General features: G+C 38.1%; 11 protein-coding genes. 1 reads left to right on the top strand and 10 read right to left on the bottom strand.

The features are described 5' to 3' along the window. Positions 1-3,705, bottom strand: a complete 3,705-nt coding sequence (gene addA, locus C5695_RS05625) for a helicase-exonuclease AddAB subunit AddA (RefSeq protein ID WP_117729890.1) — start codon at positions 3,703-3,705, stop codon at positions 1-3. Next, complete coding sequence (gene addB, locus C5695_RS05620) at positions 3,683-7,192, bottom strand: helicase-exonuclease AddAB subunit AddB (protein ID WP_117729889.1); 3,510 nt, start codon at positions 7,190-7,192, stop codon at positions 3,683-3,685. The genes addA and addB overlap by 23 nt, the downstream gene beginning before the upstream one ends. A gap of 167 nt (positions 7,193-7,359) precedes the next feature. On the opposite strand from addB, the gene C5695_RS05615 reads away from it, so the two are divergent. Continuing rightward, complete coding sequence (locus C5695_RS05615; protein ID WP_117729888.1) at positions 7,360-7,806, top strand: ferritin-like domain-containing protein; 447 nt, start codon at positions 7,360-7,362, stop codon at positions 7,804-7,806. Between the two features lie 197 nt (positions 7,807-8,003). On the opposite strand, the gene C5695_RS05610 is transcribed toward C5695_RS05615, so the two are convergent. The 8 genes from C5695_RS05610 to C5695_RS05575 form a co-directional block, all read right to left on the bottom strand. Then, a complete protein-coding gene (locus C5695_RS05610) occupies positions 8,004-8,414 on the bottom strand; it encodes a DoxX family protein (protein WP_117729887.1) in 411 nt (136 codons plus the stop codon). Positions 8,415-8,471: 57 nt separating this feature from the next. Beyond that, positions 8,472-9,311: a M56 family metallopeptidase gene (locus C5695_RS05605; protein ID WP_117729886.1), complete on the bottom strand. Its 840-nt coding sequence runs from the start codon at positions 9,309-9,311 to the stop codon at positions 8,472-8,474. Continuing rightward, positions 9,304-9,726 (bottom strand): BlaI/MecI/CopY family transcriptional regulator, encoded by a 423-nt coding sequence (locus tag C5695_RS05600; protein ID WP_099680201.1) that lies wholly within the window; start codon positions 9,724-9,726, stop codon positions 9,304-9,306. Before C5695_RS05600 ends, C5695_RS05605 begins: the two co-directional genes overlap by 8 nt. Positions 9,727-10,005: 279 nt before the next feature. After that, the gene (locus tag C5695_RS05595; RefSeq protein ID WP_117729885.1) at positions 10,006-11,154 is read right to left on the bottom strand and encodes a response regulator aspartate phosphatase; all 1,149 of its coding nucleotides are present in this window, start codon (positions 11,152-11,154) and stop codon (positions 10,006-10,008) included. A gap of 106 nt (positions 11,155-11,260) precedes the next feature. Continuing rightward, on the bottom strand, positions 11,261-12,025 hold the full coding sequence (locus C5695_RS05590) for a hypothetical protein (protein ID WP_117729884.1): 765 nt from the start codon (positions 12,023-12,025) through the stop codon (positions 11,261-11,263). Between the two features lie 90 nt (positions 12,026-12,115). Continuing rightward, positions 12,116-12,616 carry a hypothetical protein gene (locus C5695_RS05585; RefSeq protein WP_117729883.1) on the bottom strand — a complete coding sequence of 167 codons (501 nt, stop codon included), beginning with the start codon at positions 12,614-12,616 and terminating at the stop codon, positions 12,116-12,118. Between the two features lie 9 nt (positions 12,617-12,625). Beyond that, on the bottom strand, positions 12,626-13,603 hold the full coding sequence (locus C5695_RS05580) for a bifunctional lytic transglycosylase/C40 family peptidase (protein ID WP_117729882.1): 978 nt from the start codon (positions 13,601-13,603) through the stop codon (positions 12,626-12,628). Further along, positions 13,600-15,987, bottom strand: a complete 2,388-nt coding sequence (locus tag C5695_RS05575) for a CD3337/EF1877 family mobilome membrane protein (protein ID WP_117729881.1) — start codon at positions 15,985-15,987, stop codon at positions 13,600-13,602. The genes C5695_RS05580 and C5695_RS05575 overlap by 4 nt, the downstream gene beginning before the upstream one ends. Between the last annotated feature and the right edge of the window lie 146 nt (positions 15,988-16,133).

The following is a 16,133-nucleotide window of genomic DNA, read 5'->3' as shown; positions in this document are numbered from 1 at the left end:
TTATAAAGAGATTTCTAAATTCCCATCAAAGAAATAGAGAATTTTCTCCTCTAATGTTCTGTTTGTCAAACGTTCTACTGCTTTTGCATATAAGGCAATCTGGGTTTCATAACGCTTTTTCAAGATCGGTTCAGCAGCGTCAAGTCCACCTGAATATCTGCCTTTCACTCTATCTGTTTTATAATCTAGTAAATATAGCTTTCCATCTGCTTCAAATAAACAGTCGATCATTCCTTGAATCAGAACAGGCTCTCCCTCTGTATCTATATGACTGTATACCTCTTGAACAGGTAACACCATGCTAAATGATACCTCTCGTTTCACCCAGTCCGCTTTCAGCAGTTTTTGACCTATCGAAGTAGAGAAGAAAGCAGCAATTCCTGCTTGATCAATAGACTGAGCTTGCTCATCTGTCAGCAAATCTCGCTGCTGTAAGGATTCGAGAAGATGCTCTATATGTGATTCATCATAGGGCTCCTCAGAAGGAAGCGGGATATGCTGCATGACTGTATGCATGGCGGTGCCTTGTTCTGCGGCAGTGAGTGTTTTTTTCTTCATGAAAGCAGGCCGGTCATACAATGTTGCCCGTGCTTTTCGAATCGAAGAAGGAACACTGTACTCATCCTGTATTTCTTTCATCCTTTTTATCTCGGAAACAGACTGCTTTGTGCCGACTTGCGAGGCCGCCAGATACGGATATTTCCATGAGAGTCTCTCTGCCACCTGTTCATCAGCATCACCATATCCTTCAACAGGAAGACCATCCATCAATGCTTGTACGATCTCGTCTTGCTGCTTCTTTTCAAGTGATATATCTTCTTTTAGAAGGTCTGATGCTTGCGTAAATGAGATGGTGAATGTGGATGGGTGCGAAAGAACAACATCGCCAGCTTCTTCTAAAATAGATGACATCGCTTGATGACGGATGAGAGCAGGACCAATAAAATCTAAGTATGTTTTTGATTGATAACGTTCAAAATCAGGGAGCAGCCACTCTTCGCCGGTCGCGGCATTTTGCCATTTGCTTAATGCTTTTACCTGATTTTTAACAGAGCCAACTAAAAATAATTTTTCTTTCGCTCTTGTGAGCGCCACATATAAAACCCTCAGTTCTTCAGATAATAGCTCTTTTCTCATCTTTTTTTTCATCGCTACAAGCGGTAATGTCGCATAACTAATTCTCAGCTCAGGATGTATATATTTACTTCCAAAGCCTAATTCTTTATCAAGCAAGTAAGACTGATTTAAGTCCATCATATTAAAATTCCTGCCAAGCCCTGCGGTAAAGACGATGGGAAATTCTAACCCTTTACTGCTGTGGATCGTCATCATGCGCACAACGTCCTCTGTCTCACTGATCGTTTTTGCCGCACCAAGATCATCTCCACGCTCCTGCATTCTTTCAATAAAGCGAAGAAATCGAAACAGCCCTCTAAAGGCAGCTTTTTCATATTGTTTGGCCCTGTCATAAAGGGCACGAAGATTCGCCTGCCGCTGCTTGCCTCCAGGCATCCCTCCAACATAATCTAGATACTGTGTATCCCGGTATACTTCCCAAATTAATTCTGCCACTGAATGATTAATGGAGAAATCACGCCACTTGCGCAGCATTTGGAAAAAACGCTCTAGTTTTTTGCAGGTAGGGTGATCGGAATGAGTCACACTCATGAATGCTTTTACAGCATCATAATACGTTCCTTTTTTATCACCCGTCCGAATCAGTGCCAGTTCATTTTCATCTAAATGAACAAGAGGTGATCTTAAAACAGCTGCAAGCGGAATATCCTGATAAGGATTATCAATGACTTTTAACAAAGAAAGGATGACAGATACCTCAGTTGCTTCAAAATAACCAGAGGACAGATTTGCATACACAGGGATTCCCTGCTTCTTCAATTCTTCCATCATTTGTGGAGCCCACGGCATGGACCGAAGCAAAATGACAATATCCCGATACTGCAAGTTACGCGTCATCTGCTGTTTTGCATCATACACTTGGAATGGCTGCTCCACCAATTCTCTTATTTTTTTAGCGATGATTCTCGCTTCAAATTGGACTGTTTGGAGCTCTTCTCGCTCTTCGCCGGTTTCCGCTTCCTGTTGATCTAAATGGACAAGAAGCATTTCTGTCCTTGTGTCTTTGCTCTCTGGATAATTCGCTCCAAGCTTTAATTCAGCTTTTTCATCATAGTCAATTTCTCCAACTGTTTCGCCCATCAGCTGCTTGAACAAAAAGTTCGTACTGTCTAACACGTCTGAACGGCTCCGGAAGTTTTTATTTAAATCAATTCTCTTCCCTGTCTCTTTGCCGTCTAGTTGAAATTGTTTATATTTATTTAAAAAGAGCATGGGCTCAGCCAGTCTAAAACGATAAATGGACTGCTTTACATCGCCAACCATAAACAGGTTGCCCTCTGCAGAATGTTCCCCTTTAGATACAAGCTTTAAAATCGTTTCTTGTACAAGGTTTGTATCTTGATATTCATCAACGAGCACTTCTTCAAACTGCTGTTGATAGTACTTGGCAGCTTCTGTTTCAATTAGATGTCCTTCTGCGTCCTGCTCCGCTAAAATGCGTAAGCAATAGTGCTCTAAATCCGAAAAGTCGACGATGGACTTTTCCTGCTTCGCTCTTTCGAAACGTTCTCCAAATTGGATCACAAGCTCTACAAGTGTCTCCACAACTGGCTTCATTTCAGCTAAGCTTTTTAAATGCTGGTCAGGACTACGCATGAAGTATTCATCTTTTAGCTTTTCTAGTTGTTTTTTTGCTTGATTACGTGCATCTGTGGCTTTTTCTAACAGAGCAGGGTCATATTCGTCCCCTTTGCACGTTTTGAGTCTTTTAAAATTAACGTTCGGTAAAAGCTCGTAAAGCTTCTTAAAATCATTTTGATGACGGATTAATTCATTGATTTGCTCTAAGTCATCGATAAAATTCTCTGCTCTCGGAGCTGGGCCACCCGGCTCCTTTGATAGTGTAAGAGCTTGTTCTAGTAGCTCCTGGCAGCTCCGAAGAACGAGAGATAGATCTTCTTTGATATATGGATAAAAAGGTAATTCTTCTACTTTTGTTTGAGCATCTACATCATATAGAGAAAGAAATGCCCGCATCCATTGCTCGGGAGAAGGGTGAGACCTAGAAAACTCATAAATTCTCTTCACGAGCCATTGCAAATCTAAGTCATGACGGTCTGAAGTGTAACGATCAACCAGTTCAAAGAATGATGGCTTTCCTACCTTATATTCATCCTCAAACAATTCATCTAACACTTCATCCCCTAATAATTCTCCTTCTGTTTGGTCAGCCAAACGAAAGCCAGGGTCAAGGTCAATCTCATAGTAGAAAGTGCGCAGAACCTGCAAGCAGAAGGAGTGCAAGGTAGAGATATTAGCACGATTCATGAGTGACAGCTGTCTTCTCATATGAAGTGATCCAGGATTTTTGGCTAATTCTTTTTCAAGTGCTTCAGTGATCCGGTGCTTCATCTCTGCCGCAGAGGCATTTGTAAAAGTCACAACGAGCAGACGATCCACATCTACTGGATGTTCAGGCCGGGTCATTTTTCGAATCAGCCGTTCCACCAAAACAGCTGTTTTACCTGACCCTGCCGCCGCCGCAACAAGGATATCTTGTCCTTCTGAAACGATGGCTTCCCATTGGTCATCCGTCCACGTACTGTTATTCGGTTTTGGTATTTGCATACTGATCCCCTTCTTTTTTGATCCGATCTATCACAACATCATCTTTCTCAGAGGTAAGCACCCTAAAATCATTATCTTCTATTGATTCATCGAATTGGCAAATAGACTTGAATGAACAAAAGCGGCAAGGTGTTTGATCCTTTAATTTATATGGATTAATTGCGACCTCTCCATTTGTAATCCTTTCGCCTGCTTCTTCAAATGTACGACGAACATGTTGTGTGAGAATGTGAAAATGATCTTCACTTAAAACGGCAGAGTCAGAACGGAAAGACCCATCCTTTTTCAAGCCGGCTTGAATGACTTGTGATCTTCCTGATTCAAGCGTTTGATCCATTAGCTTCACTGCTTCTACATCTTCAAGCAATAAACCCTTCATTTTAAATTTCTTGAATATTTCCTGTTCAATTTCATCCTCTGCAAGCGGAATAGGAGCTTGAATGAGAGGATCATGGATATGGAAATATAATATGCCAGCTGGCGTTGCTTCCACCCCAAGCCACTCTTTCGAATACGTAATGGTCAGGTCTAAATAAGTGAGCATTTGCAAGGCAAGCCCATAGTATACTTCAGCTAGATCAAGACCTTTTTCACTGGATTTGTAGTCGACGATTCTCAAAAGCAGCCCTTTTGAACCTTCTGCTTTATCTACCCGGTCAATTCTTCCGACAAGCTCCATCGTACAGCCATTCTTTAATTGAAAAGTAAACGGCGGCAATGGTCCTTGCCCCCCAAATCCTAACTCAAGCCCTACTGGAGAAAATCCACTCACTTTGGCGTGTTCACTTAGTATAGAAGAGACTCGAATCAAGATTTTTTGGAGCTTTTCTTTGATATACGCATGTCGATTAGAGCTTAAGAGAATTTCCTTTTGAAGACGCGGAGCGAGCTGTTCGATTGCATGTCTTGAATAGGTGACACAATCTTCCTTCGTTAGGTTTTTCCAATCTTTTTTTTGCTCAACTAGCGTATCTGAAATATGTTTTAAAGCCGAATGAAACAACTGACCGATATCAGGTGCTTCCAATTTGTAAAATTGTCGATCCTTTAGTTTTAATCCATGGGACGCAAAATGAGAAAATGCACACGCATTGAATTTCTCCATTCTGGAAACACTGCCTTGAATATGGTCACCGTAAAGCTCTTTTGTGACAGTAGGCTTTAATGGCTTCGCTCGATTTGTAAAAAACAAACTTGACATAATGTTTTTTGAGACATCCCGATGAGGAGACGTCATTAAGTAATTATAAACACTCCACCATACACCGCTAATGGGATATTGGTTAAGCCATTGCTGCAGCTGCGAGACGGTATACGATAACGAAACATGCTCATTCGCTACAAATTTTAATTGCTCCTCTTCATCTAGCTGTTCTGGATCTAACACATAAAGAGCCTGCTGATGATTTGGCATAAGCTCTTGGCAGTACTTGATGAGAGTCGAAGGCAATAGAGAACGTCCTTCTGCATCTGCAGCCGAATAGGATACATACAAATGATAGGATGGACTCGATAACGCTTGGTAAATTAAAAATTGCTCATCTAGCAGCCTTTCCTTTCCTGTCTCTGCCAGCTCTGCTCCTGCTCGTTTTAACCATTCACGGTCATCCTCAGACAATACACTCTCATCAGAAGGTCGGGCGGGAATAACGCCATCATTTACACCAATGATAAACGTACACTTTACTTGATACATTCTGGATAAATCCATACTTCCGATAAATACTTGGTCAAGCGAAGGCGGAATTAAAGCGAATTTTAGAGAGGCTAGCCCTGTATCCATCATCTGTTGGAATAAAGGGAATGAGAGCTCTTCTTCACCTAGCATTTCAACAAATTCATCCATTAATTGAATCACCGCGTCCCAGACTTGTCCGTGCTGCATCGCTTCTGCAAGCCTGCCTGCTTCTTCAGCCTCAAGTCTCGCTTTTTCAAGTTTATCCGGCACTTGTATCTCTTCTAAAAAGACATAGACAGCCTCTACCATTTCTTTTACCTTTTGGGCTTTTTTCAGCCTTTTCTGCAGCTGTAAAAGCGGGGGCACGATCCATTCTTTGACGTCATTCAGCATTTGTTCCATTTCAATTTCTTGATCTGTTTGTCCAAAATCCTCATCTAACGATTGGAATCGCCTATAGTGAAACCGAGAACCGTTTGTCCAGCGTTCTCCTTTTACACCATAAGCAATACAATAGTTTTCAAGCTGATCTGCCTGTTCTCTCGCTTTGTTCTTCACGAGTTCAAGCGGAAATAAGAACTCTGTTTTCACGCAGCGAAATACCGCTTCATAGCGCCAGTTTCCTTTTATGACATCCAAACTCGAACGAATTAATTCAATGAGCGGATGATACTGCATTGATTCATTTCCATCAATAAAAAAAGGAATATCGTAATCTCGAAAAACCTCTTTTAACGTATCTTTATAGTCATCTACATGCCGTGCAACAATCGAAATATCTCGCAATCTGAGCCCTTTTTCTCTCACTAAATCGAGAATATCTCTTGCTACTCCCTCAATTTCAGCTCGTTTATTCGCACTTTTAGACACGGTGAGATGAGGGGTGTTTTCCTGATATGGCTTCACTGGACGCTGTTCATATTGGTGTTCTAAATAAGCAAGATCTGGTGTATGAAGATGCCGGTTGTTTCTCTCCAAGACGTGCTCAGAAATGTCAGCCTCGCACTCTTTGGCAAGCTGATAGAGCTGGAAATACGTTTTACCTGTCATACGGAATAAATCAAGTTCATTTGGCTGCGTATCATGATAGGAGCGATCTACTGTGAAAGCAGCAGTTATTTTTGCTGCATGTAGCAGAAGTTGTTCAATGACGAGAAGCTGCTGCGGCGTAAATTGATAAAAACCATCTATATAAATGTGTGCTCCCTTTATTTCTTCAGATGAAGGGATTTGCTGCGCGAGAAGTGTCAAATAGTCTTCAGAGTGCACATATTCATCTTGTAAATGCTGCTCCATCTGCTGATACAGAACATGCAGATCATGCAATTTTTCAGCTGCCCGTCTTTCTTCCGTATACTCTGAATACATGCTCGACATTGAGATTTTTTCAATATCCTCTGGCAGCATACAATACCTTTTGAATTCAGCCATTGTTTTTTCAATTTGCTCGACAAATCCCGGCTTATCACTCGCTTTTTTGAATACCTTAAATTTTTCCTTCTGCTCTTCAATCACTTTTCTTAAAAGCATTTGAATCCCTGTGCTTGTCACAAATTGACGGTTCGCTCCACCAGTCTGCTGTAAAATAGACCAAGCAAGACGAGTGAAACTAAATACTTTGGCTCTGATCATTCCGCCAGCTTCAGACGTTTTCGCAAGCTCATATTCCATTAAAAATGTCATTTGATCCGGGACTAAAAAAATGATTGGCGGACCCAACGGATCAAGCCGAAGCTGTTCTTTGATTTCCTCTAAAATTGCAGTCGTTTTTCCACTCCCCGATCTGCCTGCTAAAAACTGAATCTTCACGTTCCACAACACCTTTCTTATGTACTCATATTCTAGCGAAAATAAAGGTAAATGGCTATTTTCATATCACATTCCCGTTCTTCTCTTTGATTGACATCACATAGGCACTTTTCTTCACTCTTTTCATATCATAAACCATCATGAACAAAATGGAGGCTGGCAATATCATGTATTACGGTTACTATGACTACTCACCATATGACATGCGCCAAAATACAAGAATTATTTCAGACCTTGAGAAGGCGATCAATGGTGAATATTCTGCGATCCAATGCTACGAAAAACTTGCCCAAAATGCAAAAAATCCTGAGGCGAAAAAGGTCATTCAAGAAATACGCCAGGATGAAGTCAGGCACTATCAACTATTTTCAAAGCTATATTATTCTTTGACAGGTAAAAACCACAAACCGAGCATAACAGAACCTTGCCCAGACCAATTCAGAGAAGGCCTTGTTTTTGCCTTTAAAGATGAACAAAAAACGGTCGATTTTTACTTAAGCATATCCGACTATGTCCGCGACCAAGGAACAAAAGAGCTAATGAAACGCATTGCTCAAGATGAACAGCAGCATGCTGTATGGTTTTTATACTTTTTAACGCACCATGTTTCTTAGATAGTCCTATTTTAATAGGAGATCGTATGTTCCGTCAAAAAATGAAATCGATTTTTCGTTCATTCAATATGTCAAAGAAAACGCTAAATGTAGCAAAACCTCGCAGCTCTTTCCCATTTTCAAACGAGAAAATATAGATTTGGCCATTAAAAAAACTCCTCTGCCACAAATAGCAGTAGGAGTTTTTTCATGATCGTTTAATGAAATTTTGCTTCATTGCTTTTCTGCTGATGCTTGAGTACCCCATCAATTGACAGCATCTTACTGCCGCTAAGTGCTAAATAAAGCGCCATGACGAGTAGCGAGAGTTCAAATTCATAACCGCCAATAAATCCTCTAGAAAAACCAACAGTGATAATCGCTACAGCCATAATTGGTACAAATAATGCGGCAAAAATACGTGTTCCTAGACCTAAAATTAAAGCGATACCACCGACCAGTTCAATTGTCTTCACAATATAGGCCATAAATTCAGGTAAACCGATTTGTCCAAAAAATGCTGCTGTGCCTCCCAGACCTCCTTGATATGCCTGAAGCCCGTGTAAAAAGAAAATAATACCTAAAATAACGCGTACAAAAAGTGTACCTATTTCTTGATTCGTTTTCATATAGTGATTTCCTCCTGTTTTTACACTACAATACGTAATGTTAATAAGTAAAAAAAATTAGTAATCGAGATTGAGCATAATCATTAAAGCCACCATGAGAATGGCTGATGTGACGATTGGAATGATCGGTACATTAAAAGGAATATTGTACGTTGGGTTTAATATTTTTTGTATCCTTAAATTCAACGCGCGATCTCCAAAGGACACCGCAAACTTTGTTTGTTTTTGAAACTGAGTTCTCTTTTTAATCAGTTTCAATAGAGCCTGTCCTACTCCAAGTTCAGTACCTGTCTGCCGAATGGCATAGTCATCTGCAATCACTTCACGAAAAACAGAGTAGCTTTGTTTCATATGCTTTAACACTGGGATGTACCAAATGACTTTTGTGAGCATTACGAACATAAAAGACTTTAAAGGGTCATAGCTGTACTTATGATGCAATTCATGATGAACAACAGCGTCAATCTCTTCTTCATCCAGCATGTCCATGAGAGCTGTTGATAAATAAACCTTTGGGTGAAGCATTCCCATTGCAAAAGCAAGCGGTTCATGGCAATGGAACACAATGATGTCGTTTTGATATTTCTCTGACAAAGATTCGGTCGACTGGTGTTCTACTGTCCACATCATATGTCGTTTAAATTCAACGTACTTTCTGATTTGTTTTGCCAGATAGACAATCGCAAACCCTAATGTGTAGAGGACTAAGGCATCTAGAAAATATTTTAAAGGAGTGAATCCATAGAATTCGAGAACAGACTGGCATACATGGATTAGGTTATATGCTTGATTCCAGCCAAAAAAGCTTGAAAGCACGTAATACCCCATCTGATAAAAAATGGCTAAACCAATCAATATGCCGCCTAAAAACAGCAGACTCGATTTCATTTTAATCATTTTGCTGCTCCTCTTTTTTAGATGCCAGCCTTGCTTCTAGAACCTTGAGTAACTCAGGATCAGCACTTTCAATGGCATCCACCATATGATTCACTGCCAGTGGACCGAAATCATCCATCAATCCTTGCGTAATCCATTTTGTTTGCTCATTTAGAAATTCTTCTTTTGTTAAAATAGGATTATAAATAGATGAACGCCCTTTTGTTTTTTTCTCCACAATTCCTTTTTCGGTTAAGCGGTTCAGCACAGTCATCACCGTGTTGAAATTAATCGGCTTCTCGTCTGACAGCTTCTGCTGCACCTCTTTAATCGGCATATCCTCACCTTGATAAAGGATCTCCATAATTCTTCCCTCTAAAGGACCGAAAAAACGGTTCAATCCCTTTTCATTATATTTAAAAGAAGGAATTTTCATGTTACCACCTCACACTAAGCATTGTAGTGTAAACGAGCAAAATTTTCAACAATAATCCCTTATTTAATAAGGATTTCTTTCAAAACCAATATTTATGTACTCCAATTTACTCCAATATAACTGAATAATCCTTTTAAATTTAAGGAGTTCACTCGCAAAATTCTTTAAAACGAACAAATGAACTCCTTATTAAATTATGCTGCCACTCTATCAGCAACTTGATACACATTTTCAGTTTTTTCAACATTATGTTCAACAATTTGTGAAAAAGCCACTAGACTAATCAACATTATAGATGTAACCAGAATTTTTTTCATCAATAAGCTCCTCCTCTCTAATTTTTCTTCTTACATCAATACTCATTCTAAAGTAATCATTTGCCAATTTGAAGTTCTCGTTTGAACTAAAGTATTCAGCTACTTCCAAAGCCAGATTTTCAACATCAGCATACATGTTCTTCTCTAAAAGGGAATCGAAAGCTTCCAAAATTAATGAGTGATCATTTTCATAATACAATCCTGTTAAAATCATGAATTTCAACTTGTATTCTTCATCATTAAATTCGTCTACATATTTTAACCCTTTAATATAATAATACTTTGCTTCTAGAAACATTCCTCTTTTTAAATATACATGGGTTTGATTAAATAGAGCCTTTGTTACGAAACTGTTATTATGAGATTCTAAATAATTTAATGCTAGATCAAGGTGTTCACATACATCGCTATACTGCTTCAATTCTTCATAACAAATAGCAGCGTTAATATGGGCCATCCCTTTAATATGAGAAAGTTTATTTTTTTCAGCAATATCTAATATTTCTATAAAAATGTGCAGAGCTTGCCTAAACTTTGATTCATCTATTAAATTACCACCTATTACAAATCGACATCTAAGAGCCTGCACTAAATAATCATCATATCTTTCGTAAATATTTAAAGCTCTATTAGCGTAATTTAATGAGAAGTAAGTTTGTTTCATATAATAATAAACATAGGAAACTTTAAAATAAAACTCCGCTTGCTCAATTTCATCATTAATTTCAGATATCATCATTTCCGCTTTTCTATAAGCAGATATTGCGGTCGTTAGTTCCTTTCTCCTGAACTCATACATCCCCATAAAAAAATAATAGTAATACTCTAACATACCTGTCAAATTTTCTTGTCTTTCAACCTTTTTCAATGTTAGATATGTTTTATCTAAATCATGAGGATTTTTTGCGTTAAGATGACTTTCTAACAAACTGTGTCTAAATTCCAACAAAGAAAAATACAAAAGGGCATCTTGATTCTCCTCCATACTATCTAGTTCACTCTTCACTTGCTGCTTAATTTCTCTCGCCAAGTCAACATTTTCTGTCTTTATGGCTCTATACCAATGATTTAACTTGGTAGTTACTAGATCATATGGTATCAAATCTCGCATAACCCTCACACCCCCTTAAATAGCAAAAAATTCTTTCTTTCGTAAATAATAACAAACAAAACTGTTTTTTTACACTAATAATTACTTCCTTTAACTTGAAATAATTTCATTTTTTCCTATACTTATTAGGTAAAGTTTTAACATGTTTTCCTTTAAAAAACTTCCAGTTTTCAAATTCTTTCATATCTTTCATGTTGTAAAAAACATCTTTCATTACATAATAACCCATATTTCTAAAAGTTAGGTAAAGTATTATATCAAATGTCCTGAATAGTAAACGATTAAAAGAATCTAGTTCTTTATGAGTTTCAAATCCTATCTCTCCTTTTTTTAACCGGAGTTGATATTCAGTAATCTGTTTTTGAGAAGGATGTATAAACTGCGATAGTAATGAATAAAGTTCCTTTGTATCTGCGACCATCATGTCTGTTAAACCGTTAAGTTCATCAATGGGACTAATAGAAGAACGAGGTAATTCTGTATACAAGTATTTCAACTTTTCTTCTAGAGTTTTATCTTTACAGGTTTGGTCAACAGCTGCATATTTTATAGTTGCTTCTAACATATATCTTAATTCCCTTTTAGGAGCATTAATCATTATTTCTCTAGATACTAGCTCTATGGCTACAAGCGAACTTAATAAATCAGCAGTTCCGAACATTAAAGCATTATCTTGATAAGTTTTATAGTCTCTAGTAGCAGCTATTGAAATTAAAACTAAACCTTTCTTAAAATCTTCAATTAAGGCAACCATATACCCAGATGATTGTTTATAAGCCTGTGAATTCGATTCCTCTTCAAACTGTTTTCTTTTTTTCTCTTTAGATTTACGTATTTCTTCAAAAGGATCACTCTCATATAATTGTGACATCATTATTCTCCTAATTTCAAATTCATTTAAACGTTTTAGTTAAGCAACTTCCACTTTAGTTTAAAAATCTCAGCAAGTCATTTAAATCTATTAATTACTACCTTTCACTTGAATGTTATCAACAATCCATCCACCTTTTTCTTTTTTCAATTCTGTTTGAATAATTAATTCTTGTTTAGTTGTCACAGCATTCACAGTAAGCGCAATTTTTGCTTCATTAAGGTATAATTCATGCTTTTCATCAACTTTTTTTGAATAGCTTTCTAAAGAAATTAAATCCCCCTGCATGGTTACACTATGTTTCTTTGGAGCCTTTGAGGGGAACGCATAACTCATTGCTTTATCGGTCGCCAACTTTCGAACAGCCTTCTCACGATCGTCAGCATCTTCATATTGAAAGAATGCTTCAAAAAACTTTTGATTCATGTCAGCAGCTTCCGACTTCGTCATATGATTCATTTTATTTTCGATCTTTTGTTTTTCTTTTAGAGCTTGATTTTTTTCAGCACTTAACTTGTTGTATGTCATGTAATAACTCGTAATCCCTAAAATCAAAATCACACCACCCAATACCCAAAATACTTTTTTCATAAAATCCCCCTAATTTTTTATTCTTCCAAACGACACCAAGTGGTCACGCCAATATCCCTTTTTAAGATCAGAGTATTGGACGCCACTATCATTACTATTATACATTCTTCCTTCTCCTACATAAATTCCCACATGAGTAATGAATTTACCTTGATACGTACCTGTGAAGAAGACTAAGTCTCCTGGTACTGCCTGACTTTCAGCAATCTTTTTTGTGGCACCGTATTGTTCTTGGGCCGTTCTAGGCAATGAAATACCTGCTTTTCTGTAAGCCCATTGCACAAGACCCGAGCAATCAAAACCCGTTTTTGGAGTTGAACCAGCCCATTGATATGGATTACCTTCATACTTAAGAGCTTCGTTCATTACAGTTTCGTATCCCTCCATAGCGCCGTTGACAGGCTTTACAGTGCCTCCACCCTTCAAATAGCGCATGACATGATCAACATAATTAGGATCACCATAGCTTCGCCAACCTAATTTAAGAGCTTGAAATCTGCTAAATTCTAACGCAAGGGCTTTTGTGTACTTTCCCCCACGTTTTTTCACGTAATCAATAAACCCGCCACCATAATTGTAAGACTGTAATGTTAATCGAACGTCTCCCCCTGCTTTTTTAAAAACAGCCGCAAAGTGTTTCACACCTACTTGAATGGAATACTCTGGACTTGTTATAGAGTTAGGCGGCAAACCTATTGATTCGCTTGATTGCATGATGTCGAGGTAACGCCCACCACTTTCCTGCATAGTAAGAGCCATAATGATATTCAATTGATCATAAACCCCTTCTTTCCTTGCGTATTTCTCGAAAACATGGCGGAGCCTTTCGATCTCTGGCGCAATGCCTTTTGTCACGTACTCATCATCACCACCGCCAATTTCTTCTTTTTGGTTACTGCCCCCGAATATCAACACAACCACAATCAACAATCCTCCCAAAAATGCGATTGGAAGAACAGTAAAAAAAGCCGTCAATAGCTTTTTCATGATCCTTTCCCTCCACGATCATTTTTGCTTTGACGGCTCTCTATCTGATCTAATTCAATTTTTACGTGTTTTGGTTGTTGTTGAATAACTCTTTTAACTTTTGGTTGATTATCTGATGCCTTAACTGTTTCATTTTCAGTTTTCGGAACTGATGCACTTACTTTTTCTTTTGATTGTGTTTGTTCATTTCTTGCTACGTTAGCATTAGGAACAGGATTCACAGGCTTTTGATTACTGATACTTTCCTCTGTTAACGTTTTTTCAGAAACACCTTGATCACTTCTTTCAACATCAATCTCATGAACTGATGTTGAAGCCTTTGGACTATTGGTCTTTTCTTCTTCGGCAATATGTTCTTTAATTTGATCACTTCTTTCAGCATCCACCATTGGTATTCTGCTTGATGCGCTTGAATTCTTATTCCCTTCTTCTGTTAGTTGATCTTTTGCATCCTGTTCGTTTCGCTCTACATCCACCACTTTCGGCATTGGACTAGAAGCATTCGCATTACTGTCACCTTCCTCTTTCAGTCGATCTTTAGCAAGCTGTTCACTTCTTTCAACATCCACTTTCGGCATGACATTCGAAGCACTTGTATTACTGCCGCCTTCCTCTTTCAGTTGATCTTTAGCAAGCTGTTCACTTCTTTCAACATCCACTTTCGGCATAACATTTGAAGCACTTGTATTACTGTCACCTTCCTCTTTCAGTTGATCTTTAGCAAGTTGTTCACTTCTTTCAACATCCACTTTCGGCATAGCATTTGAAGCATCTGTATTATCTTTGTTTTCATCCGCCAATTGATTAGAGGCTGCTAATTGACGCTTTCTTTCAACTTCTTTTTTCGCCGCTGCATCCCCCTTAATAGGGTTATTCTGTGAAGTCCTATCAATTTTAGAATCTCCAACAGATTGATTGTGTGGCGCACTTCGTTTGTCTCCTAAAGAATGTTCTTCAGCAGCTTTTTTAGCATCTCGTTTCTTTTTCCATTCACCAATACCACTACTAACTTTTTTCGCACCTTCCCAAGAAGGTTGAACGACTGCCTTTCTAGTATTCTCTAATAAATTTGCATCCACATTTTGCACTTTACCAGCCGTAACAAAATTGATTATCTTGTCACGTTTTAAAAATGCAATGATCAAAATAACCGACATTGCTACTACATTGAGAAAATACATCCCTAAATTCGTTGGAGGGATAGTTTTATGCGTAATGACGCAGATTGCGTAAACAAACACAAGCACAAGAGTCAGCAAAGCTTTCAAGACAAACAATGCGAACATTCTTCCCAAAGAGACGAAACCACTATATGCAAATTGTGGAACGTAAGACAGGATAAAGGCAAAAGGAAGAAAGAAAGCAATCGCAAGCACGATAATTTGAATTAAGAAATTAAGAAACGCAATTAAAAAGAATGGCATACCCAAAGATATAGCAGCCAGCAAACCTATAAATGAATATCCCAACTGAACATAAATACTACCCTCTGCAATGCTTTGATTCTTATATTCCTTTACTTCTTTTTTGTTTATAAAGTCTTTTTTCGCTCGCTGCCCTTCACTGGTCAATTTAAAAGAAAGCAGCGTATCTATTCGATCAAGACCACCTTCACCATCACCCTTCTTCAAAATTGTTTTTTCATTTGGTGTACCATAATTGGTCACCAAGTATGGGCTTTTCATCGCTGAATCAAAGTAAAAATTCCTAAGAACAGCCGTTGTACCTTCAATTTCCTGACCTTTTTTGACATCATCCATTTTTAAAGTGGAATCACTTTTATCTGAAAACGCACCGACCAATTTATTTCCAACCGTAATGAGCTTTCCTTGTCCCTCAATTGATAGAGCATTCAAAGATTCAATCCAGTAACCTGCTTTGTTCACCCATAGTGCCGAAACAACCATGACAACAAAAAATAAAGCAAAACGTCTCATACCTTCTTTAAAACTGCCCTTAATAAAAAATAGATAGACTACGAAGCCTATCATAAATACAAAGAGTATTTCTCCAAAGCTCTTTTTTAAGACATTGTACATCTGTTTGGAAACGTTTGTGATAGCACTACTAAAGTTATCAATTGGCTCCGCACTCATAAACAAATCCATTGCCTTGTCAACAACAAGGACTATGATTTGTGTCACAGCTAACATAGTGTTAGACAAAGATACAATTGCACCTTTAATCATTCCATCTTCGGCTTGGTTGTGGGCCTGATAATGCTCCAGTGGAAATCTACTTATTTCAAGCTCAACCCCTCCAACCTTTTCAACTTTGGGCTTAACCGTTTTGTCTCCAGCTTTATCGTTTGCAAATGTCACAGTTAAAGTTGAAACTAACATCACTAGAGCTAGGAAAGTTATTATTAAGTTCCTCTTCTTCATTTCAACCTCCTATTTCCCAATAAAAAAAGCCGCTCATATATGAACGACTAAATTTTTAAAGTATTAAATTCATTTTTTTGTGGCTATTAATCTCTGTTTCCACTTAATCAAAATTTGCATTTTGTTAAACAAAATTACGGTTATAA

The organism is Bacillus pumilus, assembly GCF_003431975.1.
Classification (GTDB): domain Bacteria; phylum Bacillota; class Bacilli; order Bacillales; family Bacillaceae; genus Bacillus; species Bacillus pumilus_N.
The sequence above is the reverse complement of the archived record's forward strand: the minus strand, read 5'-3'. Positions and strand labels throughout refer to the sequence as shown.

Bases quoted from the DNA above. Each gene is read 5' to 3' on its own strand.
- addA (WP_117729890.1), bottom strand. From the start codon at position 3,705: ATGCAAATACCAAAACCGAATAACAGTACGTGGACGGATGACCAATGG.
- C5695_RS05615 (WP_117729888.1), top strand. From the start codon at position 7,360: ATGTATTACGGTTACTATGACTACTCACCATATGACATGCGCCAAAAT.
- C5695_RS05610 (WP_117729887.1), bottom strand. From the start codon at position 8,414: ATGAAAACGAATCAAGAAATAGGTACACTTTTTGTACGCGTTATTTTA.
- C5695_RS05605 (WP_117729886.1), bottom strand. From the start codon at position 9,311: ATGATTAAAATGAAATCGAGTCTGCTGTTTTTAGGCGGCATATTGATT.
- C5695_RS05600 (WP_099680201.1), bottom strand. From the start codon at position 9,726: ATGAAAATTCCTTCTTTTAAATATAATGAAAAGGGATTGAACCGTTTT.
- C5695_RS05595 (WP_117729885.1), bottom strand. From the start codon at position 11,154: ATGCGAGATTTGATACCATATGATCTAGTAACTACCAAGTTAAATCAT.
- C5695_RS05590 (WP_117729884.1), bottom strand. From the start codon at position 12,025: ATGTCACAATTATATGAGAGTGATCCTTTTGAAGAAATACGTAAATCT.
- C5695_RS05585 (WP_117729883.1), bottom strand. From the start codon at position 12,616: ATGAAAAAAGTATTTTGGGTATTGGGTGGTGTGATTTTGATTTTAGGG.
- C5695_RS05580 (WP_117729882.1), bottom strand. From the start codon at position 13,603: ATGAAAAAGCTATTGACGGCTTTTTTTACTGTTCTTCCAATCGCATTT.
- C5695_RS05575 (WP_117729881.1), bottom strand. From the start codon at position 15,987: ATGAAGAAGAGGAACTTAATAATAACTTTCCTAGCTCTAGTGATGTTA.